At 71.6% G+C, this 18,046-nt stretch carries 17 protein-coding genes; 9 read left to right on the top strand and 8 right to left on the bottom strand.

Annotated features, from left to right (window positions below; genetic code table 11):
* Positions 1 to 18 precede the first annotated feature (18 nt).
* From E1291_RS28045 to E1291_RS28025, 5 genes are all read right to left on the bottom strand, one after another.
* Complete coding sequence (locus E1291_RS28045) at positions 19 to 360, bottom strand: hypothetical protein (RefSeq protein WP_131741085.1); 342 nt, start codon at positions 358 to 360, stop codon at positions 19 to 21.
* Positions 361 to 509: 149 nt separating this feature from the next.
* Entirely contained in the window at positions 510 to 1,178 is a 669-nt protein-coding gene (locus E1291_RS28040; RefSeq protein ID WP_131741088.1) for a response regulator, read from the bottom strand.
* Between the two features lie 14 nt (positions 1,179 to 1,192).
* Entirely contained in the window at positions 1,193 to 2,332 is a 1,140-nt protein-coding gene (locus E1291_RS28035; RefSeq protein WP_131741084.1) for a sensor histidine kinase, read from the bottom strand.
* Complete coding sequence (locus E1291_RS28030) at positions 2,329 to 2,811, bottom strand: hypothetical protein (protein WP_131741083.1); 483 nt, start codon at positions 2,809 to 2,811, stop codon at positions 2,329 to 2,331. The genes E1291_RS28035 and E1291_RS28030 overlap by 4 nt, the downstream gene beginning before the upstream one ends.
* A 107-nt stretch (positions 2,812 to 2,918) precedes the next feature.
* On the bottom strand, positions 2,919 to 5,009 hold the full coding sequence (locus tag E1291_RS28025; protein ID WP_242614419.1) for a DNA gyrase/topoisomerase IV subunit B: 2,091 nt from the start codon (positions 5,007 to 5,009) through the stop codon (positions 2,919 to 2,921).
* A 214-nt stretch (positions 5,010 to 5,223) separates the two neighbouring features.
* On the opposite strand from E1291_RS28025, the gene E1291_RS28020 reads away from it, so the two are divergent.
* From E1291_RS28020 to E1291_RS28005, 4 genes are all read left to right on the top strand, one after another.
* Positions 5,224 to 6,126: an ABC transporter ATP-binding protein gene (locus E1291_RS28020; protein ID WP_131741081.1), complete on the top strand. Its 903-nt coding sequence runs from the start codon at positions 5,224 to 5,226 to the stop codon at positions 6,124 to 6,126.
* Positions 6,123 to 7,196, top strand: coding sequence for an ABC transporter permease (locus tag E1291_RS28015; protein ID WP_207400976.1), 1,074 nt, complete (start codon positions 6,123 to 6,125; stop codon positions 7,194 to 7,196). Before E1291_RS28020 ends, E1291_RS28015 begins: the two co-directional genes overlap by 4 nt.
* Positions 7,197 to 7,326: 130 nt before the next feature.
* Positions 7,327 to 7,557, top strand: a complete 231-nt coding sequence (locus E1291_RS44200; RefSeq protein WP_131741080.1) for a DUF7455 domain-containing protein — start codon at positions 7,327 to 7,329, stop codon at positions 7,555 to 7,557.
* Between the two features lie 224 nt (positions 7,558 to 7,781).
* Positions 7,782 to 8,522, top strand: a complete 741-nt coding sequence (locus E1291_RS28005) for a YaaA family protein (protein WP_131741079.1) — start codon at positions 7,782 to 7,784, stop codon at positions 8,520 to 8,522.
* Between the two features lie 111 nt (positions 8,523 to 8,633).
* Here the strand turns inward: E1291_RS28005 and E1291_RS28000 are convergent, their stop codons facing one another.
* The 3 genes from E1291_RS28000 to E1291_RS27990 all read right to left on the bottom strand — a co-directional run bounded on the left by E1291_RS28000 (position 8,634) and on the right by E1291_RS27990 (position 13,559).
* Positions 8,634 to 10,283 carry an RNA polymerase sigma factor gene (locus E1291_RS28000; RefSeq protein ID WP_207400975.1) on the bottom strand — a complete coding sequence of 550 codons (1,650 nt, stop codon included), beginning with the start codon at positions 10,281 to 10,283 and terminating at the stop codon, positions 8,634 to 8,636.
* A gap of 252 nt (positions 10,284 to 10,535) precedes the next feature.
* Positions 10,536 to 12,605: a SpoIIE family protein phosphatase gene (locus E1291_RS27995; RefSeq protein ID WP_370771045.1), complete on the bottom strand. Its 2,070-nt coding sequence runs from the start codon at positions 12,603 to 12,605 to the stop codon at positions 10,536 to 10,538.
* A gap of 372 nt (positions 12,606 to 12,977) precedes the next feature.
* Positions 12,978 to 13,559: an HhH-GPD-type base excision DNA repair protein gene (locus tag E1291_RS27990; RefSeq protein WP_131741076.1), complete on the bottom strand. Its 582-nt coding sequence runs from the start codon at positions 13,557 to 13,559 to the stop codon at positions 12,978 to 12,980.
* A gap of 140 nt (positions 13,560 to 13,699) precedes the next feature.
* Between E1291_RS27990 and E1291_RS27985 the strand changes: the two genes are divergently transcribed.
* The 5 genes from E1291_RS27985 to E1291_RS27965 all read left to right on the top strand — a co-directional run.
* Positions 13,700 to 14,404, top strand: a complete 705-nt coding sequence (locus tag E1291_RS27985; RefSeq protein WP_207400974.1) for a molybdopterin-dependent oxidoreductase — start codon at positions 13,700 to 13,702, stop codon at positions 14,402 to 14,404.
* Positions 14,391 to 15,071 (top strand): cytochrome b/b6 domain-containing protein, encoded by a 681-nt coding sequence (locus tag E1291_RS27980; protein ID WP_207400973.1) that lies wholly within the window; start codon positions 14,391 to 14,393, stop codon positions 15,069 to 15,071. Before E1291_RS27985 ends, E1291_RS27980 begins: the two co-directional genes overlap by 14 nt.
* 253 nt (positions 15,072 to 15,324) lie before the next feature.
* On the top strand, positions 15,325 to 15,633 hold the full coding sequence (locus E1291_RS27975; protein WP_242614418.1) for a hypothetical protein: 309 nt from the start codon (positions 15,325 to 15,327) through the stop codon (positions 15,631 to 15,633).
* Positions 15,634 to 15,858: 225 nt separating this feature from the next.
* The gene (locus E1291_RS27970) at positions 15,859 to 17,397 is read left to right on the top strand and encodes a hypothetical protein (RefSeq protein ID WP_131741086.1); all 1,539 of its coding nucleotides are present in this window, start codon (positions 15,859 to 15,861) and stop codon (positions 17,395 to 17,397) included.
* A 97-nt stretch (positions 17,398 to 17,494) separates the two neighbouring features.
* A partial coding sequence (locus tag E1291_RS27965) for a TY-Chap domain-containing protein (protein ID WP_442316393.1) occupies positions 17,495 to 18,046 on the top strand: 552 nt, incomplete at its 3' end.

Here is an 18,046-nt window from a genome sequence, read left to right as displayed (position 1 = left end):
GTCGTCATCGCGGCCCGGTCACGCCGGAGCCGCGCCGCCGGGGCGCCGGGCCCGCTCCGCGGCCTCGGCGAGCGCCTCCAGCAGCTCGGCCGGGCCGCCGGCGGCGTCCTCGTAGTGCCAGAACCGGATGATCCGCTCGCCCTCCGCGCCCGGCTCGAACCGGCCCGGCGCGAAGCGGCCCGCGCCCGCCAGGCGGCCGATCACCCGTTCGGTCTCGTCCAGCCGCGCCAGGTAGGCGGCCGCGTCGATCAGCCCGATCGCCGCGCGGGCGTTGCGGTCGTCGTCGCGCGGATCGGCCCGGTTGATCCGCCATCGCGCGTAGGGCCGCAGGTAGTCCGCGATCATCCAGGTCTTGAGCACGCCGGTCCTCTCGAGGATGCGGAATGCTCCCCAGCGTCGCGGCGCCGGCCCGTCCCGGCGAGCGCTTTGACCGGCCCCTTGCTCCCGGATGCCGCACGTTGACCCGCGCGTTCGCCGGGGACCGCGCGCCGCCCCGGTGGGACCCGAGGTCAGCCGGACGGGTCGGCCAGGTCGTTCTGGAAGGCGTAGGTGACCGCCTGGGCGCGGTCCCGCAGGCCCGCCTTGGCGAACAGGTTGTTGATGTGGGTCTTGACCGTCGCCTCGCTGATGAACAGGTCACCGGCGATCTCCGTGTTGGACCGCCCGCGGGCGATCAGCGCGAGCACCTCGGCCTCCCGCCGGGTCAGCCCGTCGGGCAGCCCGCCGCGGCCCTGCCGGCGCGGCCGCTCGTCGCCCGCGACCGCCTCCACGAGGCGCCGCTGGACGGCCGGGTCGAGCTGGGCGGCGCCGCCGCGGACGGCGGCGACGGCACGGGCGATCTCGTCCGCGCCGGCGTCCTTGGTCAGGTAGCCGCGGGCGCCGGCGCGCAGCGCCGCGAAGATCGACTCGTCGTCGGCGTAGGTCGTCAGGACGACGATCTCCACACCAGGATGGTCCCGCTTGATGCGCCGGGTCGCCTCCACCCCGTCCACCCGCGGCATCCGCAGGTCCATCAGCACGACGTCGGGGCGCAGTTCCGCGACCATCGCCACGGCCTGCTCGCCGTCACCGGCCGAGCCGGCCACCTCGAGGCCGGGCAGCAGCTCCAGCAGGAGGACCAGGCCCTCCCGCACCACCGTCTGGTCGTCGACGACCAGGATCCTCGTCTTGTCGCTCACCACACCGCCCAGTGTCACGTCGGCACTCGCAAGGACACCCGGAATCCCCTGCCCCGTGGTCCGGTCTCCAGGGTCCCATCGATCAGCTCTGCCCGTTCTCGCATCCCCACCAGCCCGTAGCCCCCGCCGTCCAGCCGCAGGCCGGCCTCGGTGCCGCCCGAGTCGGCCACCTCCAGTTCCACGGCGTCCTCCAGGTAGCGCAGGACGAGACTGGCGCGCGCGCCGGGCGCGTGCTTGCGGACGTTGGTGAGCGCCTCCTGCGCGGTGCGGACGACGGCGAGCCCCGCCTGGGGAGACAGCTCGCGCGGGATCCCCGTCACGTGCACGTCGCAGGTGCGGCCGGTCCCGGCGTAGAACTCCTCCGCCAGTTCCGCGAGGACCTCCTTCGGCTCGGGGATCTCCCCGCGGAGCGTCGCGAGCGCCCGCCGGGTCTCCTCCAGCCCCGAGCGGGCCAGGTTCCGCGCCCGTTCCACGCGGTCGAGGGCCTGGACGCGGTCGCCGTCGCGCGACAGCAGCAGCCGGGCCCCCTCCAGGTGGACGATCTGCGCCGAGAGCGAGTGGGCCAGGATGTCGTGGATCTCCCTGGCGATCCGCGAGCGCTCCGCCAGGACCGCGTTGGCGGCCTCGGCTCGCCGGGCGGCCTCCTGCGCGGCGGCGCCCTGCCGGCTCGAGACGGCGCCGAGGGTGATGCCCGCGAACGCGACCAGCAGCCCGAGGTCCGCGCCCTCGGCGCGGAACCGCTCGCCCAGCCCAGTGATCGTTCCAGCGGTGACCACCGACGCGACGAGACCCCAGGGAAGCGGGAGCCGGGACAGCAGCGCCCAGAGGCCGACCAGCGTGAAGGTGAAGTTCCCGGGAGCGTCGGGCGCGATGGCGTACAGCGCCAGCGAAGTCGCGACGGAGGCCGCCAGCAGGCCGATGCCCGCCCGCCACCGGCGCGGCTCGCGCTCGCGCACCGCCCACGCTCCGCAGCCCAGCAGGACGATCGTCACCGCGTTGAGCACGAGCAGCACGAGCCCGGTGCCGTGCAGGCCCGGCGCCGGGCTGGAGTGCAGCAGCCCGCGGGTGTACGACACGACCGCCCAGCCCAGCACGACGGCGATGAGCACCGCCCGGACGGCCCGCCCCTCACTGGCGAACCCGCTGATCCTCATGACATGACACCGGCCGTCGCGGTCGCCGTGATCGCCCGCCCGCGCAGGCCGACGACGAGGTTCTGGACGAGCAGTGTCGCGCCGAGGAGCAGCAGCACACCACCGGGCGCGGGCCTGATGCCGCCCGCGTACCCGGCGCCGATCAGCGCGGCGCGGGCGGCCGCCGACACGGCCCAGGCCACGGCGGTCCGGGCGGTGCCGCGCCGCCAGAGCGTGCCGCCGGGCTCGCGCCACAGCCGCACCGTGGCGGCCCGCAGCACGCCGAAACCGATCGCGGCGACGGCCTGGCCGGCGAACAGGGCGACCGCCAGGACGGGATGCGCTCCGCCGACGAGCCCGCCCTGCGCGATGCCGACGACCATGAGGACGGCGGGCACCGCGTAGAGCCTGCGCTCGTCCACCGGTGCGGCGCGGAGCTGCCGGCGGAGAATCAGGGCGAGCATCGCCCCGGCCAGGAGCACGCTCTCCAGCGCGTTCATGGCTTCGACGCTAGAGACCCGCACGGCCCGGCGGATCGGAGCGAGGCTGGACTTGCGGCCCTCCACCGCAGGGTGGAGGGCCGGGCCGCCACGGGTCGACGCGCCCGCTAAAGGTCGATGCGCTCGGTGTCGAGCTCGGAGGCGCCGGCGGTGATGAACTCCCGGCGGGGCGCCACGTCGCTGCCCATCAGCAGGTCGAAGATCTTGGCGGCGTCCTCGGCGTCCTCGATGCGGATCCGGCGCAGGATCCGGTGCCGCGGGTCCATGGTGGTGTCGGCCAGCTGGTCGGCGTCCATCTCGCCCAGGCCCTTGTAGCGCTGGACGGGCTCCTTCCAGCGCTGCCCCTTGCGCTCGAACTCCACCAGCTTGCGGCGCAGTTCGCCGTCGCTGTAGCAGTAGACGTACTTGTCCTGGCCCTTCTTGGGCTTGGTCAGCTCGATGCGGTGCAGCGGCGGGACGGCGGCGAAGACCCGGCCCGCCTCCAGCATCGGCCGCATGTAGCGGTAGAGCAGGGTGAGCAGCAGGCAGCGGATGTGCGACCCGTCGACGTCCGCGTCGGCCATGAGGATGATCCGGCCGTAGCGGGAGGCGTCGAGGTCGAACGTGCGGCCCGAGCCGGCCCCGATCACCTGGATGATCGCGGCGCACTCGGCGTTCTTGAGCATGTCGGCGACGGACGCCTTCTGCACGTTGAGGATCTTGCCGCGGATCGGCAGCAGCGCCTGGAACTCGGAGTCGCGGGCGAGCTTGGCGGTGCCGAGGGCCGAGTCGCCCTCGACGATGAACAGCTCGCTGCGGTCGTCGGCGGTGCGGCAGTCGACGAGCTTGGCCGGCAGCGCGGAGTTCTCCAGGGCGTTCTTGCGGCGCTGGTTGTCGCGCTGGGTGCGGGCGGCGATGCGGGTCTTGGCCGCGCCCACCACCTTCTCCAGGACGGCCCGCAGCGGCTGCTTCTGGCCGCGTGAGGGGTTGTCGAACAGGGCCCGCAGCTCGCGCATGACGACCTGGGAGACGATGCGGGTGGCCGCGGAGGTACCGAGGATCTCCTTGGTCTGGCCCTCGAACTGCGGCTCGGGCAGCCGGACCGTCACCACGGCCGTGAGCCCCTCCAGGACGTCCTCCTTGATGACGTCCTCGTCGCCGTTCTTCAGCAGGCGCACGGCGCGCAGCTGCTCGTTGAGCACCTTGAGCACGGCGCGGTCGAACCCGCGGACGTGGGTGCCGCCCTTGGGGGTGGCGATCACGTTGACGAACGACTTGGTGATCGTGTCGTAGCCGGTGCCCCAGCGCAGCGCGACGTCGACCTCGAGGTCCCGCTCCACGTCGGTGGGGGTGAGATGGCCCTGCTCGTCCAGCACGGGAACGGTCTCGGTGAAGTGACCGCGGCCCTGCAGCCGCAGGACGTCCACGATGGGGGCGTCCTTGGCGAGGTAGGTGCAGAACTCGCCGATGCCGCCGTCGAACCGGAAGGTCGCCTCGACGGTCTCCTCACCGCGCTCGTCGCGGACGTCGATGGTCAGGCCCGGGATGAGGAACGCGGTCTGGCGCATCCGGTCCATGACGAGGGCCTGCTCGACCGTGGCGTCCTTGAGGAAGATCTGCAGGTCGGGCCAGAACCGGGTGCGCGTGCCGGTGACCTTGCGCGCCACCTTGCGGGCCTGGCGCACGCCGGAGCGCTTCTTGAAGCGGGCGTTCGGGCGGCCCTCGTCGGCGAACTCGCCGGGCAGGCCGCGCCGGAAGCTGATCGCGTGGGTGTGGCCCTCCCGGTCGACCTCGACGTCGAGGCGGGCCGACAGGGCGTTGACCACGGACGCGCCGACGCCGTGCAGGCCGCCCGAGGCGGTGTAGGACACGCCGCCGAACTTGCCGCCCGCGTGGAGCCGGGTCATGACCAGCTCGACGCCGGGGAGGCCGGTCTTGGGCTCGAGGTCGACGGGGATGCCCCGCCCGTTGTCACCGACCTCGAACGAGCCGTCGGCGTGCATCGTCACGCTGATGTGGGTGCAGTACCCGGCGAGGGCCTCGTCGACGGAGTTGTCGACGATCTCCCACAGGCAGTGTGCGAGGCCTCGGCTGTCGGTCGACCCGATGTACATTCCGGGTCGCTTCCGCACGGCCTCCAGCCCCTCGAGCACCGAGAGGTGCCGGGCGGAGTAGCCGTGCGGGTCGTCGGTGGTCGCTTCGGCGGTCGCGGCGGTCAACTGCTGTGCTCCTCGGGGGTAGGACATTCGGCAGAAGGGTACCCCCGGCCGGCGACAAACCGCCGAAGGGCTCGCCGCCGGGGACTTTCGGACCTGCCGGGAGCGCGGGTCGCGGGACGGTCGGGCGGCGGCTCCCCGCCGGCGGGGTGGAGGACGATACGTCCACCTATGGATTGGTGCGCGCGATCTATGTCATTGCCTACGCTCCCGAAGCATGGCACAAACGATCGAGGTCACCGGCCTGCGCAAGCGCTACGGTGACGTCCTTGCCGCGGACGGGGTCACCTTCGCGGTGGACGAGGGCGAGTTCTTCGGGATCCTCGGGCCCAACGGGGCCGGCAAGACCACCACCTTGGAGATCATCGAAGGTCTCCGCGAGGCCGACGAGGGCGAGGTGTCCGTCCTCGGGATGGCGCCGTGGCCGCGCAACCCCCGGCTGCTGCCCCGGATCGGCGTGCAGTTGCAGGCGTCCTCGTTCTTCGAGCGGCTGACCGCCCGCGAGCAGCTCCGGACGTTCGGCTCGCTGTACGGCGTCCCGGCGAAGAAGGCCGACGTCATGCTGGAGGCCGTCGGGCTCACCGACAAGGCCGACGTGCGGGTCGAGAAGCTGTCGGGCGGACAGGCGCAACGGCTGTCGATCGCGTGCGCTCTCGTCCACGACCCGGAGCTCGTGTTCCTCGACGAGCCGACGGCAGCGCTGGACCCGCAGGCCCGCCGCAACCTCTGGGACGTCCTGAAGGAGATCAGCACCGCCGGGCGCACGGTGGTGCTGACCACGCACTACATGGACGAGGCGGAGGCCCTCTGCGACCGCGTCGCGATCATGGACGCGGGGCGGATCCTGCGGCTCGGCCCGCCCGCGGCGCTGGTCCGCGGCCTGGACGCGCCGGCCCGCATCAGCGTGGCCAGCGGCGTGCTGGAGGCCGGTGAGGCCCGGCTGCTGCCCGGCGCGGACGACGCCGACGACGACGGGGTGTCCCTCATCATCTCCACCCGGGACCCCTCGGCGGTGGTCGCGGCGATGGCAGCCCGCGACGCCCTGGACGGCGTCCAGATCCGTGGCGCCACCCTGGAGGACGTCTTCCTCGACCTCACCGGACGGGAGTACAGGGCGTGAGCAACTACGAGAGCTTCAAGAGCCTGGCACGCGCCATGTTCCTCGGCTTCCGGCGAGACCGCGGAGCGCTCTTCTTCACCGTCCTGTTCCCCCTGATGTTCCTGGTCATCTTCGGTGGGGTCTTCGGGCACCAGACCACGTCCAAGGTCAAGGTCCTGGAGATCGGCCAGGTGCCGGTCGTGGACCAGGCCGTCGCGCGCGACGGCGCCGGGCTCGGCAAGGTCATGAAGGTCACCCGGAGCACCGACCGGGCCGAGGCGCTGCGCAAGGTGGAGAAGGGCGACTCCGACGCCGTCGTGGAGCAGAGGGGCGGCGAGCTGGTCGTCCACTACTCGGCGGCCGACCAGGTCAAGTCCGGGACGGTCCGGGGGCTGATGGACTCGATCGTCCAGTCGGCGAACCTCGCGGCCACCGGCAGGCCACCGGCCTTCAAGGTGACGACCCAGCAGGTCGAGGACGACTCCCTGAAGGCGATCCAGTTCTTCACGCCGAGCCTGCTGGGGTGGGCGCTGGCGTCGGCCGGGGTGTTCGGCGCGTCACAGACGCTGGTGACGTGGCGGACGAAGGGGATCCTGCGGCGGCTCCAGCTGTCGCCCGCCCCGATCCCGACGGTCTTCGCCGCGCGCGTCGCGGTCAGCCTCGCCGTCGCGCTCGTCCAGTTCGCGCTGTTCGTGCTGGTGGCGCAGCTGCCGGTGTTCGGGCTGAAGCTCGGGCACTCGTGGTGGATGGCCGTCCCGATGGTGGCGGCCGGGGTCCTGGCGTTCCTGTCGATCGGCATGGTGATCGGAGCCTGGGCCAAGTCGCAGGAGACGGCGCAGGCCGTGACCCAGCTGATCGTCCTGCCGATGGCCTTCCTCGGCGGCTCGTTCTTCCCGCTCGACGACGCCCCGACGTGGATGAAGACTCTTTCCTACGTCTTCCCCTTGCGTTATCTCAACGAGGGCATGCTGAACGTGATGGGTCGTGGGCTCGGACCGACGTCCGCATTGCCGCAGATCGGCGTTCTGCTGGGCGTGGCGGTCGCCGGTGCACTGATCGCGACGCGGTTGTTCCGCTGGGACGCCGCCTGAACACGCGCCGGTGTGACCTCGGTCACTAATTGGTCCATTCTGCTGTGGGCGTACGAAGAAACAGGTTGGGAACGTCCACGTCGGGTTAGATGTTCTCCTAAGTACCGACCCCGAGCATGAGGAAGGTGCCGTGACTGGAGCCCTTGCCCCAACCAAGCCGTTGACCGTCGCCGACCGTTGCGACCGCTGCGGCGCCCAGGCCTACGTCCGTGCAGTCCTTGTAGGCGGCGGCGACCTTCTGTTCTGCGCCCACCACGGGCGTAAGTACGCAGAGGCCCTCCGCGCCAACGGGGCCGACATTCAGGACGAGACCGACAGGCTCAACGAAACCCCGGCTACCACCGTGGACGACGAGCGGTAGGCATCGAAATATAACCACTCCCCGCACGGCGGTCACCAGAGGCGGTGACCGCCGTTCGCATTTCCCGCTACTTCCGACTACACACCAGAGAACTCCATAGAGTGATGCATCAATCACTCTCCGCATCGAAAAACGGTGACGCGGTGACGTGAATCACGCAAAGGGTGGGAGCATCATCCCATCGTGACCGTCTTCATCGAGTCGTACCGCGCTTTGGGGGGATCGTGCACATCCTGCTGCCACCGTCGGAGAAGAAGGCCGGTGAGGGGGACGGCCCTCCCCTGGATCTGGGCTCCCTGAGCTTCCCCGAGCTCAACCCGGTCCGCGCGCGCCTCCTGGCGGCCCTGGGCAAGGCGTCCCGGCGCAAGAACGCCCGGGAAGTGCTCGAACTGCCCGCCGGGCAGGTGGAGGAGGCGCTGGCCCGCAACATGGCGCTGATGGAGGCGCCGACCCTGCCGGCCGGGCGGCTCTACACCGGCGTCCTCTACGACAACCTGAACCTGCCCGCGCTGGACGAGCGTGCCGCCGCCGAGCGGATCATCGTCTTCTCGGGGCTGTGGGGCGCGCTGAGGCTCACGGACCGCATCCCGCCCTACCGGCTCGCGATGGCGGTGACATTGCCGCGCATGGGCCGTCTGGGGGCGCTCTGGCGGCCGGTGATACGCGAGGCCCTGCATCTGGACGGCCTGGTCGTCGACATGCGCTCCGGGCCGTACGCGGCCGCGTGGAAGGCTCCACAGCCGGCCGTGGCGGTGCGGGTCTTCAGGGAGCGGATCGTCGGCGGCGTTCCCAAACGGACGGTCGTGAGCCACATGGCGAAGGCGACCCGGGGGCGGATCGCCCACGATCTCCTCAGCGCGGGCGCGTCGCCCCGGACTCCTGGCGAGTTGCTCAAAGCCGTCGCGGACCTCGGCCACACGGTCGAGCTGAACGGGACGGACCTCGACGTCGTCCTGCACGACTGAGACCGGCCGGAAGCGGCCCGGGAGGGTCACACGGACCTGGGCGCGCCCGGATTCGGGCGCGCAACGGGCCCGTCCGTCCCCGGACGGGCCCGCTCACGACGTGACGGACGGTCAGTCGAGGTAGTCGCGCAGAACCTGCGAGCGCGACGGGTGCCGCAGCTTCGACATGGTCTTGGACTCGATCTGCCGGATGCGCTCCCGGGTCACCCCGTACACCTTGCCGATCTCGTCCAGCGTCTTCGGCTGGCCGTCGGTGAGGCCGAACCGCATCGACACCACGCCCGCCTCGCGCTCGCTCAGGGTGTCCAGCACCGAGTGGAGCTGCTCCTGCAGCAGCGTGAAGCTGACCGCGTCGGCGGGAACGATCGCCTCGGAGTCCTCGATGAGGTCACCGAACTCGCTGTCGCCGTCCTCACCGAGCGGGGTGTGCAGAGAGATCGGCTCCCGGCCGTACTTCTGGACCTCGACGACCTTCTCCGGGGTCATGTCGAGTTCCTTGGCCAGCTCCTCCGGGGTGGGCTCGCGGCCCAGGTCCTGGAGCATCTGCCGCTGCACGCGCGCCAGCTTGTTGATGACCTCGACCATGTGCACCGGGATGCGGATGGTGCGGGCCTGGTCGGCCATCGCCCGGGTGATGGCCTGCCGGATCCACCAGGTGGCGTACGTGGAGAACTTGTAGCCCTTGGTGTAGTCGAACTTCTCGACCGCGCGGATCAGGCCGAGGTTGCCCTCCTGGATCAGGTCCAGGAACAGCATGCCGCGGCCGGTGTAGCGCTTGGCCAGCGAGACGACCAGCCGCAGGTTGGCCTCGAGCAGGTGGTTCTTGGCCCGGCGGCCGTCCTCGGCGATCCACTCGAAGTCCTCGGTGTCCTCCTCGGACATCGCGGGACCGTCGGCGGCCAGGCGCTCCTCGGCGAAGAGGCCCGCCTCGATGCGCTTGGCGAGCTCCACCTCCTGCTCGGCGTTGAGCAGGGGGACCTTGCCGATCTGCTTGAGGTAGTCCTTGACCGGGTCGGCGGTGGCGCCGGCGGCCGCGATCTGCTGAGCGGGGGCGTCCTCGTCGTCGTCGCCGAGGGTGAACGCCTCCTCCTCGCTCGCCGGGGCGACGCCCTCGGCGCCGGGCTTGCCGCCGGTGGCCTTGGCCACGGGCGCGGGGGCCGGCTCGTCCTCTTCGGCCTCGGCCGGCTCCTCGGCCTCGACGGCCGTGTCGACCTCGAGGTCGACCTCGAGATCGGTCAGGTCCTCGTCGAGGTCGACGTCCACCTCGTCGTCGAGGTCGGGCTCCTCGCCCGCCTTCTTCGCCGGGGCCGCGGCCGCGGCCTTCGGCGCCGGGGCGCCCTTGCGCGCCGGCGCGGGCTTCTTGGCCTTGGCGGCCTTCGGCGCCGCGGGCTTGCGGGGCGCCGGGCGCGGCCCGGCGGCGGTCTCCTCGGCGGCCTCGTCGTCGCTGACGACGGCGGTCACCGTGTCGGGCTGCTCCTTGGCTGCAGCGGCGGTCTTGGGCCTGCGCGCCGGCGGCGCCGCGCGCTTGCGCGGACGCTTGGGCGCTGCGGAGTCGGCAGCGCTCACCATGACGGTCACACCCTCCTTGCTGAGGCTCCGCAAGATGCTGGAGGCCTTCGACACGGGGATGTCGGCCTCCTCGAACGTACGTCGTACGTCGTCGGCTTCGAGGTAACCCTGGGACCGTCCACGCTCGATCAGTTGCGCGATGACGTGCTCGTGCAGATCTGACGCTTTCGAGGTCGAGCTAGCAGGCGACACAAATACCTCTCGAACGAACGTGTGGCTGGGTTGACCCAAGTGCCCTGACGGGCCCGGCCTCACACATGGTGGGACCACACACAGGGCGGGACCTCCGGTGCGGGACCGCAGCGTACCCGCTCTACAAGGGTCAAGCATTCTGGCACTGCTGCGCATTCCGCTCAGGAGTCCTACCCGGTAACACTCCACCTTAGAGGGCGCGGGACGGTCCTTCGTACGTACGGCACCGTCTTCGCGCCGCCTTCGGCGGCCTCACGCGGGCTTGGGCGGGACGTGCAGCGCAAGCACGGTCACATCGTCTACCTGCTCATACCCGGCAAGCATCCGATCGACCAGGAAGTCGACGAGTCTTTCTGGATCTCCTACCACTTCAGGTGGGGCGTCGGCCGCCACGGCGACGAGCTCCTCCAGCCCGGCGTCCACCCCACGCCTACGGTTCTCCACAAGTCCATCGGAATAGAAGACCACAGTGTTGCCGGTCTCGATGGAAAAACTTGTCTGCTGTCGCTGGCTCGGCCAGCCGAGGGGCGTTCCGGGTTCCAGGGAGCTGACGCGGGCGGGCGTGTCGGCCGAGATCAGGAGGGGTGGCGGATGTCCGGCGTTGCTGAAGGCGCCGTGGCCGGTCTCGGGGTCGATGACCACGTAGGCGACGGTGGTGAACTGCTCTTCGTCCTCGGTGGCGCTGAACAGGCGGTCCAGTCCGGCGAGGACGGCGGCGGGCCGGGGGTCGTTGAGCGCGAGGGCGCGCAGGGCGTTGCGGACGCGTCCCATTCCGGCCGCGGCGAGCACTCCCTTGCCCATCACGTCGCCGACCGCGACGGCGAGCCGGTCGTCGGGGAGGCGGAACACGTCGTACCAGTCGCCGCCGACCTGGACATGGCGGGTGGCGGGGTTGTAGCGGGCGGCCAGGACCATGCCCGGCAGCTGCGGGAGATCGCTGGGCAGGAGGCTGCGCTGGAGCTCCTCGGCGGTCTTGTGCTCGCGTTCGAACAGCAGGGCGCGTTCCACCGCCAGGGCGCACTGGCCGGCGAGCGCCTCCAGGAAGACCCGCTCCTCCTCGGTGATCTCCCGGGGGCGGGTGAAGGAGAACCGCAGGGCGCCGATCGGGGCACCGGCCGCCAGCAGCGGCAGGCCCACCCAGGCGCGCTCCTCGGTGTGCTGGGCGAACAGGCCCTTCTCGTCCCGGCCCAGCTGAAGGCGCAGGCTGTCGGGGTGCTCGGCCAGGAACGGCCGGCTCTCCCGCACGGCCACCGACATGACGGTCTGGTCACTGACCTTGATGTCGTCCCGGACGACGGGCCTGACCTCGCCCTCGACGCCCGGCTGGGACGGCGCCACGATGCTCAGCCGCAGCTTGTCGTCGTCCAGCAGCGCCACCGCTGAGTAGTCGGCGCCGATCGCCGACCGGCCCACCTCGGTGATCACCTGCACGACCTGCGACACCGTCAGCGCCTCGGCGAGCATCGAGGTGGCCTGCTGGAGCCGCGCGGTGCGCAGCGCCGCCGCCGACAGCTGCTCGGTCAGCCGGCCGCGCATCTCCTCGGCCTCGCGCTGCCCGGTGACGTCGGTGTTGGCGCCCACCCACTCGATGACCGCGCCGCCCTGCCAGATCGGCACGGCCCGCACGTCGAAGTGCCGGTAGGTGCCGGTCTTGGTGCGGACGCGGTAGTTGGTCTCGAAGACCCGGTTCTCCTCGACGCACTCGCGCCAGATCGTCTCGATGCGGGGGCGGTCCTCGGGGTGCACCACCGACATCCAGCCGCCGACCGCGTAGTCGTCGGGCGTCTGGCCGGTGATCGCGCGCCATTCGGGCGCGTCGTCGATCACTCCGCCGCCCGGGGCGGCCACCCACACGACCTGGGCGCTGGCCTCCACCAGCGAGCGGTAGCGCTGCTCCTTGCGGCGGATGACCTCCTCGGCGCGGCGCCGCTCGGTCACGTCCAGCGCCGTCAGGACGACGCCCAGGGGCTCGCCCTCGGCGCCGCGCGAGGGCAGCCACGTGCAGGCCAGGATCCGCTCCTCGAGGGCGGTGGCGACCGCGCCCCCACCGGGCGCCTCGGCGGACGGCACGACGAGGTCGAGGTCGCTCAGCGGGCGATCCTCGGCGAGGACCTTGCGCAGGGCCGTCTCGAACGCCAGCGCCAGGCCCTCGGGCAGGACCTCCGCGGGCCTCCGCTTCTGCAGGTCGCGGACGGGGACGCCGAGCAGCCCGGCCAGCGCGTCGTTGGCCCGGCGGAAGCGCAGGTCGCCGTCGAAGAACGCCAGCCCGGCGGGCGCTTCCTTGAGCAGGGTCGCGTACAGCGCGGCGTCGGATGCTTCCATGGGCTGCCCCTCCACCCCGGAAACGCGAGGATGCGGAACGGACGTCTCGGTGCTCATGGACAACACCTCCGCCCCAGAAGGTCCCGTACCGCGCGGCAAGTTTTCATCACTATGAGTGAATGGGAGCAGGCTAGCGCTCCCGCCTCCATCACAACACCGGTCGAGTCAGGTTCTCATCATCCCGATGGTTCGCCGCCTACGGAAGCCCTGTTGACATCCTTGTCCCCGTGCTCCCGGGCAACGGCGTGGATCGGACCGCCGTCCTCACGGCGCGCCGGAGGCGGTCCGCTCGGAGGGCGAGTTGGAGATTTTACGGCGCGCGGGCGCCACGGGCCGTGAACCCCGGCCCGTTCGGCGAGTTCCGGTCACATTTTACTTGCCCGCCTTGGCGGCGGCCTTCATCTCCTGTTTGAAAGCCCGGACCTTGGCCAGCGACTCGGGCCCGGTGATGTCGGCCACAGAGCGGTGGGAGCCCTCTTCGCCGTAGGCGCCGGCGGCCTCGCGCCAGCCCTCGGGCCGGACGCCGTACTGCTTGCCGAGCAGCGCCAGGAAGATCTGGGCCTTCTGCTTGCCGAACCCCGGGAGCGCGTTCAGCCGCTTGAACAGCTCCCTGCCGTCGTCCACGCCGTCCCAGACCTTCTGGGCGTCCCCGTCGTAGTTCTCCACGAGGTATTGGCACAGCTGCTGCACCCGCTTGGCCATCGAACCGGGGTACCGGTGGACGGCCGGCTTCTCCGACAGCAGCGCCGCGAACCGCTCCGGGTCGTACGCGGCGATCTCGTGGGCGTCCAGGTCGTCCGAACCGAGCCGCTGGACGATCGTGTAGGGCCCCGAGAACGCCCACTCCATCGGAACCTGCTGGTCGAGCAGCATGCCGATCAGGGCGGCGAGCGGACTGCGCCCGAGGAGTTCGTCGGCCTCCGGCCGCTGCGCTAGGTGAACCTTCGTGGCCATGCGCCCAGCTTAGAGCGGACCGTCACCGGACCGGCGGGGTTTCCCTCCGGCTCTGCGGCGGCTCTATTGGAAGATCTGTCGAAACCCTTATGGCCCCGCGGGTGGTGACGAAACTGTGGCGTCGGTGCTCGAATGGAGGGGTGAGCGAGGAAGAGCGGGCGGAAGGCAGTCCCGTGGGACGGCGGATCGTGCTGGGGATGCTCGGGCTCGGCGCCGCCGGGGTCGCCGTGGGGGCGTCCCTACAGGAAAGGGTGAACCACGCCCTGGCGCCGGTGGGGCAGCTCGGAAACGTTCTCCCTGCGGCCGGCGGATTCCGCTACTACACGGTGACGGGCAGTGTGAAGCACTACAGCGGCGCCGACTGGCGGATGACCGTGGACGGGTTGGTCGACAAGCCGAGGACGTTCGGCATGGCGGATCTGGCTCGGCTTCCCCAGACAGCGCTGGACAAGGATTTCCAGTGCGTGACCGGATGGCGGGTGCCGGACGTGCGATGGGCCGGGGTCGCTCTGCCGGATCTGCTGCAGGTGGTGGGCGTGGCGCCCCAGGCGAAGGCCGTGCGGTTCACCTCCTTCGACGGCGTCTATACCGAGTCGCTGACCCTGGACCAGGCCCGGCGGAGGGACGTGCTCGTCGCGACGCGAATGGAGGGCGGGCCGGTCACCCATGACCACGGCGGGCCGGTTCGGCTCTACGTGGCGCCTATGTACGGCTACAAGTCCCTCAAATGGCTGGGCGGCATCGAGCTCACCGACAGGGTCAGGTCGGGTTACTGGGAGCGCCGGGGATACGACGTGGACGCATGGGTCGGACGATCGAACGGACGTGACGATGCGCCCACGTGATCCGGCCTGGGAGTCCCGTCTCGTGCGGTTCACGCGGGCCGAACGGTCGATCCATCATGTGACCGCCCTGCTGATGCTGGTCTGCCTGGGCACCGCCGCCGCGCTGTACTTCCCCACCCTGTCCACCGTGGTCGGACGCCGGGAGCTGCTGAAGACCGTCCACATCTGGTGCGGCTTCGCCTTGCCGGTGCCCATCGTCCTCGGGCTGGCCTCCCGCGCGTTCCGGGCCGACATCCGGCGGCTGAACAGGTTCGCTCCGCACGACTGGGAGTGGCTCAAGCGGGGAGACCGGCGGGCCGTCCACGATGGGCGCGGCGTCCTGCCGGTGGGCAAGTTCAATGCCGGGCAGAAGCTGAACGCCGCGTTCACCGCCGGGGCCGTCATGCTCATGCTCGGAACCGGGGAGGTGCTCACGTTCCCTGATCCCTGGGCCGACCGGTGGCGGACGGGCGCCACGTTCGTCCACGACTGGCTCTTCCTGGCCGTCCTCGCTGTGACGGCGGGGCACCTGTGGGAGGCGCTGCGGGACCGGGGCGCCATGACCGGGATGCTCACCGGGCGGGTGGACCGCGACTGGGCGGCACGGCACCATGCGGGCTGGGTGGACGCCGTCCAAAGCGAGCACGTCCAGAACACGAACGGTCAGGAGACCGGGACGGCCCGTTGAACGGGATGGCCCAGAATTTGCGAAACGTCGCCCCGGTATCCCTTGACTCTCCTCACAAAAACGCTGAAATGGGACATCGAGGTGAGGTCACGGCGGAAACTCCCCGAGCCAGGGTGGGGCCGGCGTGCAACGTCGGCCGTCGTACGGTCCCAGCGCTGGTCACAGCGCCGGGCACCGGGCCGGCGCGTCCGCGCCTCGTCCCGCCGGCGGTTCGGTCCGTCCGCCGGAACCCCGTGCGCGGAGGTGTGCGCAGATGCCTGCACTGACCGATCATCGGAGCGAACCCCGCGAGGCGCTGGCGCGGCGGCTTTCGAACGAGTTCGCGACGTTCTCCTCCGAGGCGGTCCGGCGCTGTGTCGCCGACGTCCATGCCCGCATGACGCACCTGGGGCTCGACGCCACTCCGGCCAGGGTCGAGCGGATGGCGCGGGAGCATCTGCTGGGGATGGTGAACTCCGAGCCACCGTCCGGGCGGCCGCCCGGGGATCCGGATGATGCCACGGCCCACCCGAATGCGCTGGCCAGAGGCGCGCAAGGCACCGGCGGCGACAAGGACGGCTGACCTGCGCGCCCCGTCGCGGCGCCTTCCCGCCCGGCCTTCACAGGACATCCCAAAACGGGCGAGCGTACACGTCCCATTGCGGTCTCCGCCGCCGTACTGGACTACGCGTGGCGCCGGATCTGAGAAACTGGGGACGTGAGTCCCCGCAGCCGCCACCGCTCCTCCGGGGACCCGGCCGGGGACGGCCCGCCCCCCTCGGACGAGGTTTCCGCGATCTTCGATGGGATGCTGCGCCATGCCCGCGAGCTCCTGGCCGTGCGCAGCCCGCTGGACGCCGAACTGATCGTCAGCGAGATCCTCGGCTCCTGGTGGGGCCACCACGTACCGGGCGGCGACGTCGAGCAGGTCATCGGCGAGGCCCTGGTCGACCACGCCGCGCGGGCCGGGACCCCGGCCGCGCTGGCGCTCCTCACCGGCATGGCCTACCTGGGCACCCCACGTCAGGCGGCCAAGGCCGAGCGCGCGGCGCTCGAGCTGATGGAGCGCGGCGTAGCCCGCCCCGGCTGGGCCGACCGTGTCGGGATGGTGGCCCCCGAGGAGTGCTTCGTCTCCCGCGACGTCTACGGCGACCAGGACTCCGTCGTCTGCACCTATACCTACGGCGGCGCCGAGCGGCACGCCCTGGTCATCCTGGTCGACCGCAACAAGGCGGGGGCCGTGCAGTACGCCCTCGACCCGTTCGCCCGCGCCGCGCGCACCGGCCGGCCGCCCACCAGCGGGATGGTCCGGGACGCCTGGGTCTCCTCCCAGGTCGGCAAGCTCCTCGACCACTGCCGCCGGGAGGGCCGCGACAACCCCCTCATGCGGTTCGAGCAGCTCGACCCGCGCGACACCAAGGCGCTCCTACGCAGCGCCCTCGAACTCACCGACGAGACCGACGACCCGCCGGTCAGCGACACCTTCGGCTCCTACCACGCGTTCGTACGCGCGCGCATGAGCATCCTCCCGCCGGGCGGGCGTCTCCCGCAGCCGCCCGTGTACGGGCGCGACCGGCGCGCCACCATCGCGGCCCGCTTCCTGGCCTCGGACGAGGCCGAGGACCTGTCGGACCGCTCGGCCGCCAGCCACTGCGTCGACCGCATCATCGACTACGGCTGCACCCACGACTTCGGCCGGCCGCTGAGGGTCAGCCCCATCAAGTGCGAGATGTTCCTGCTCGACTGGCTGCCCCGCAAGGTGCTCCTGTCCCCCACCGAGCAGGAGGCCGTGCCGCACGTGCTGGCCGCGTGGGTGCGCTGGGCGGGCAAGCGCACCGGGCTGCCCGAAGAGGGCGTCAGGGCCACGCTGGACGCCGTCTGGGACGCGACCGCGAAGTTCGCCGAGGCCTACCGCGACCCGGCCGCGTTCGGGCTGGACCGCGAGCTCGTCGACCGGCTCCTGCCCGACGGCGAACTGGAGGCGCTGCCCCGCCGGGCGTTCGCGCTGCCGTTCCTGTCCGGCACCCACCGCCGGCCGGGACGCCACGACTCCATCGACCTGTCCGCCCTCGACCCCGCCGACCCCGCCGACCGCCGCGTCATGCTGGAGTTCGAGCATCCCGGCGCCGACGACGCGCACCTGGACGCGCATGAGCGGCTCACCGAGCGGCTCTGGAAGGGCGACCCGCCCCAGCTGTGGGAGACCGCCCAGGCCCTGCTCGACGTCGGCTACGAACGCCACGAGATCCTGCACCGGCTCATCGACGTCCTCGACCGCCACGACGGCCGTCCGGGGGACCTGCGCGAGGCCCTGCGTGTGCTGCGTCACGAAGCCCCGCCAGAGTGAACTCCCGGTTTGCGCACGGCGTCCGCGGCGACAATCATCGGGTCCCGGGCATGGTCTCGCGGGGGCCCGGGAGTCCGCCCGGCCGTAGGGAGTGATCTTGTTGGAGTGGTCCGAGTTCGCCCGGCGGCTGGGGCGTGAGCTGGCGGGTCTCGAACGGGACACCATCCTCATCGTGCGCGAGCGCGACGAGAGCCGGCACTACGTCCAGGCCATGCGCGAGCCCGACCGGCTCTACGCCGAGGCGGTCAGCAACAACTTCCTCGACGGGCCCCTGCTGCTCACGCCGGCCGACGAGGAGGTCATGAGCGAGGCCGGCTGGCGCCCGCCCGCCGAGCCCGCCCCGCGCAACTGGTGGACCGAGCTTCCGGCGCCGGGCGCGCCCGGCGGGATCCTCGCCGTCACCGCCGCCGACTACGCGCGCCTCGCCGAGGTGATGGTCACCGCGCTCCGCGACGTCCAGGGCGTCCGGCGCCCCTCCGACCTCGTGTACGAGTCGTTCCACCGGCACGGCACGGGCCTGATCGAGCTGGTCGACTTCGGCATCGAGACCGCCGATCCGTCCCGCGTCGCGCGGCGCCGCTCGTCCGTCGAGGCCCTGGGCGCCGACGCCCCGGCCGGGCCGCCCGCCGCCGGCCCCCTCCCCGCCGGG

The sequence above is a fragment of the Actinomadura roseirufa genome, assembly GCF_900659635.1.
Classification (GTDB): domain Bacteria; phylum Actinomycetota; class Actinomycetes; order Streptosporangiales; family Streptosporangiaceae; genus Spirillospora; species Spirillospora roseirufa.
Note: the sequence above shows the minus strand (reverse complement) of the source record. Positions and strands in the feature narration are given on the sequence as shown.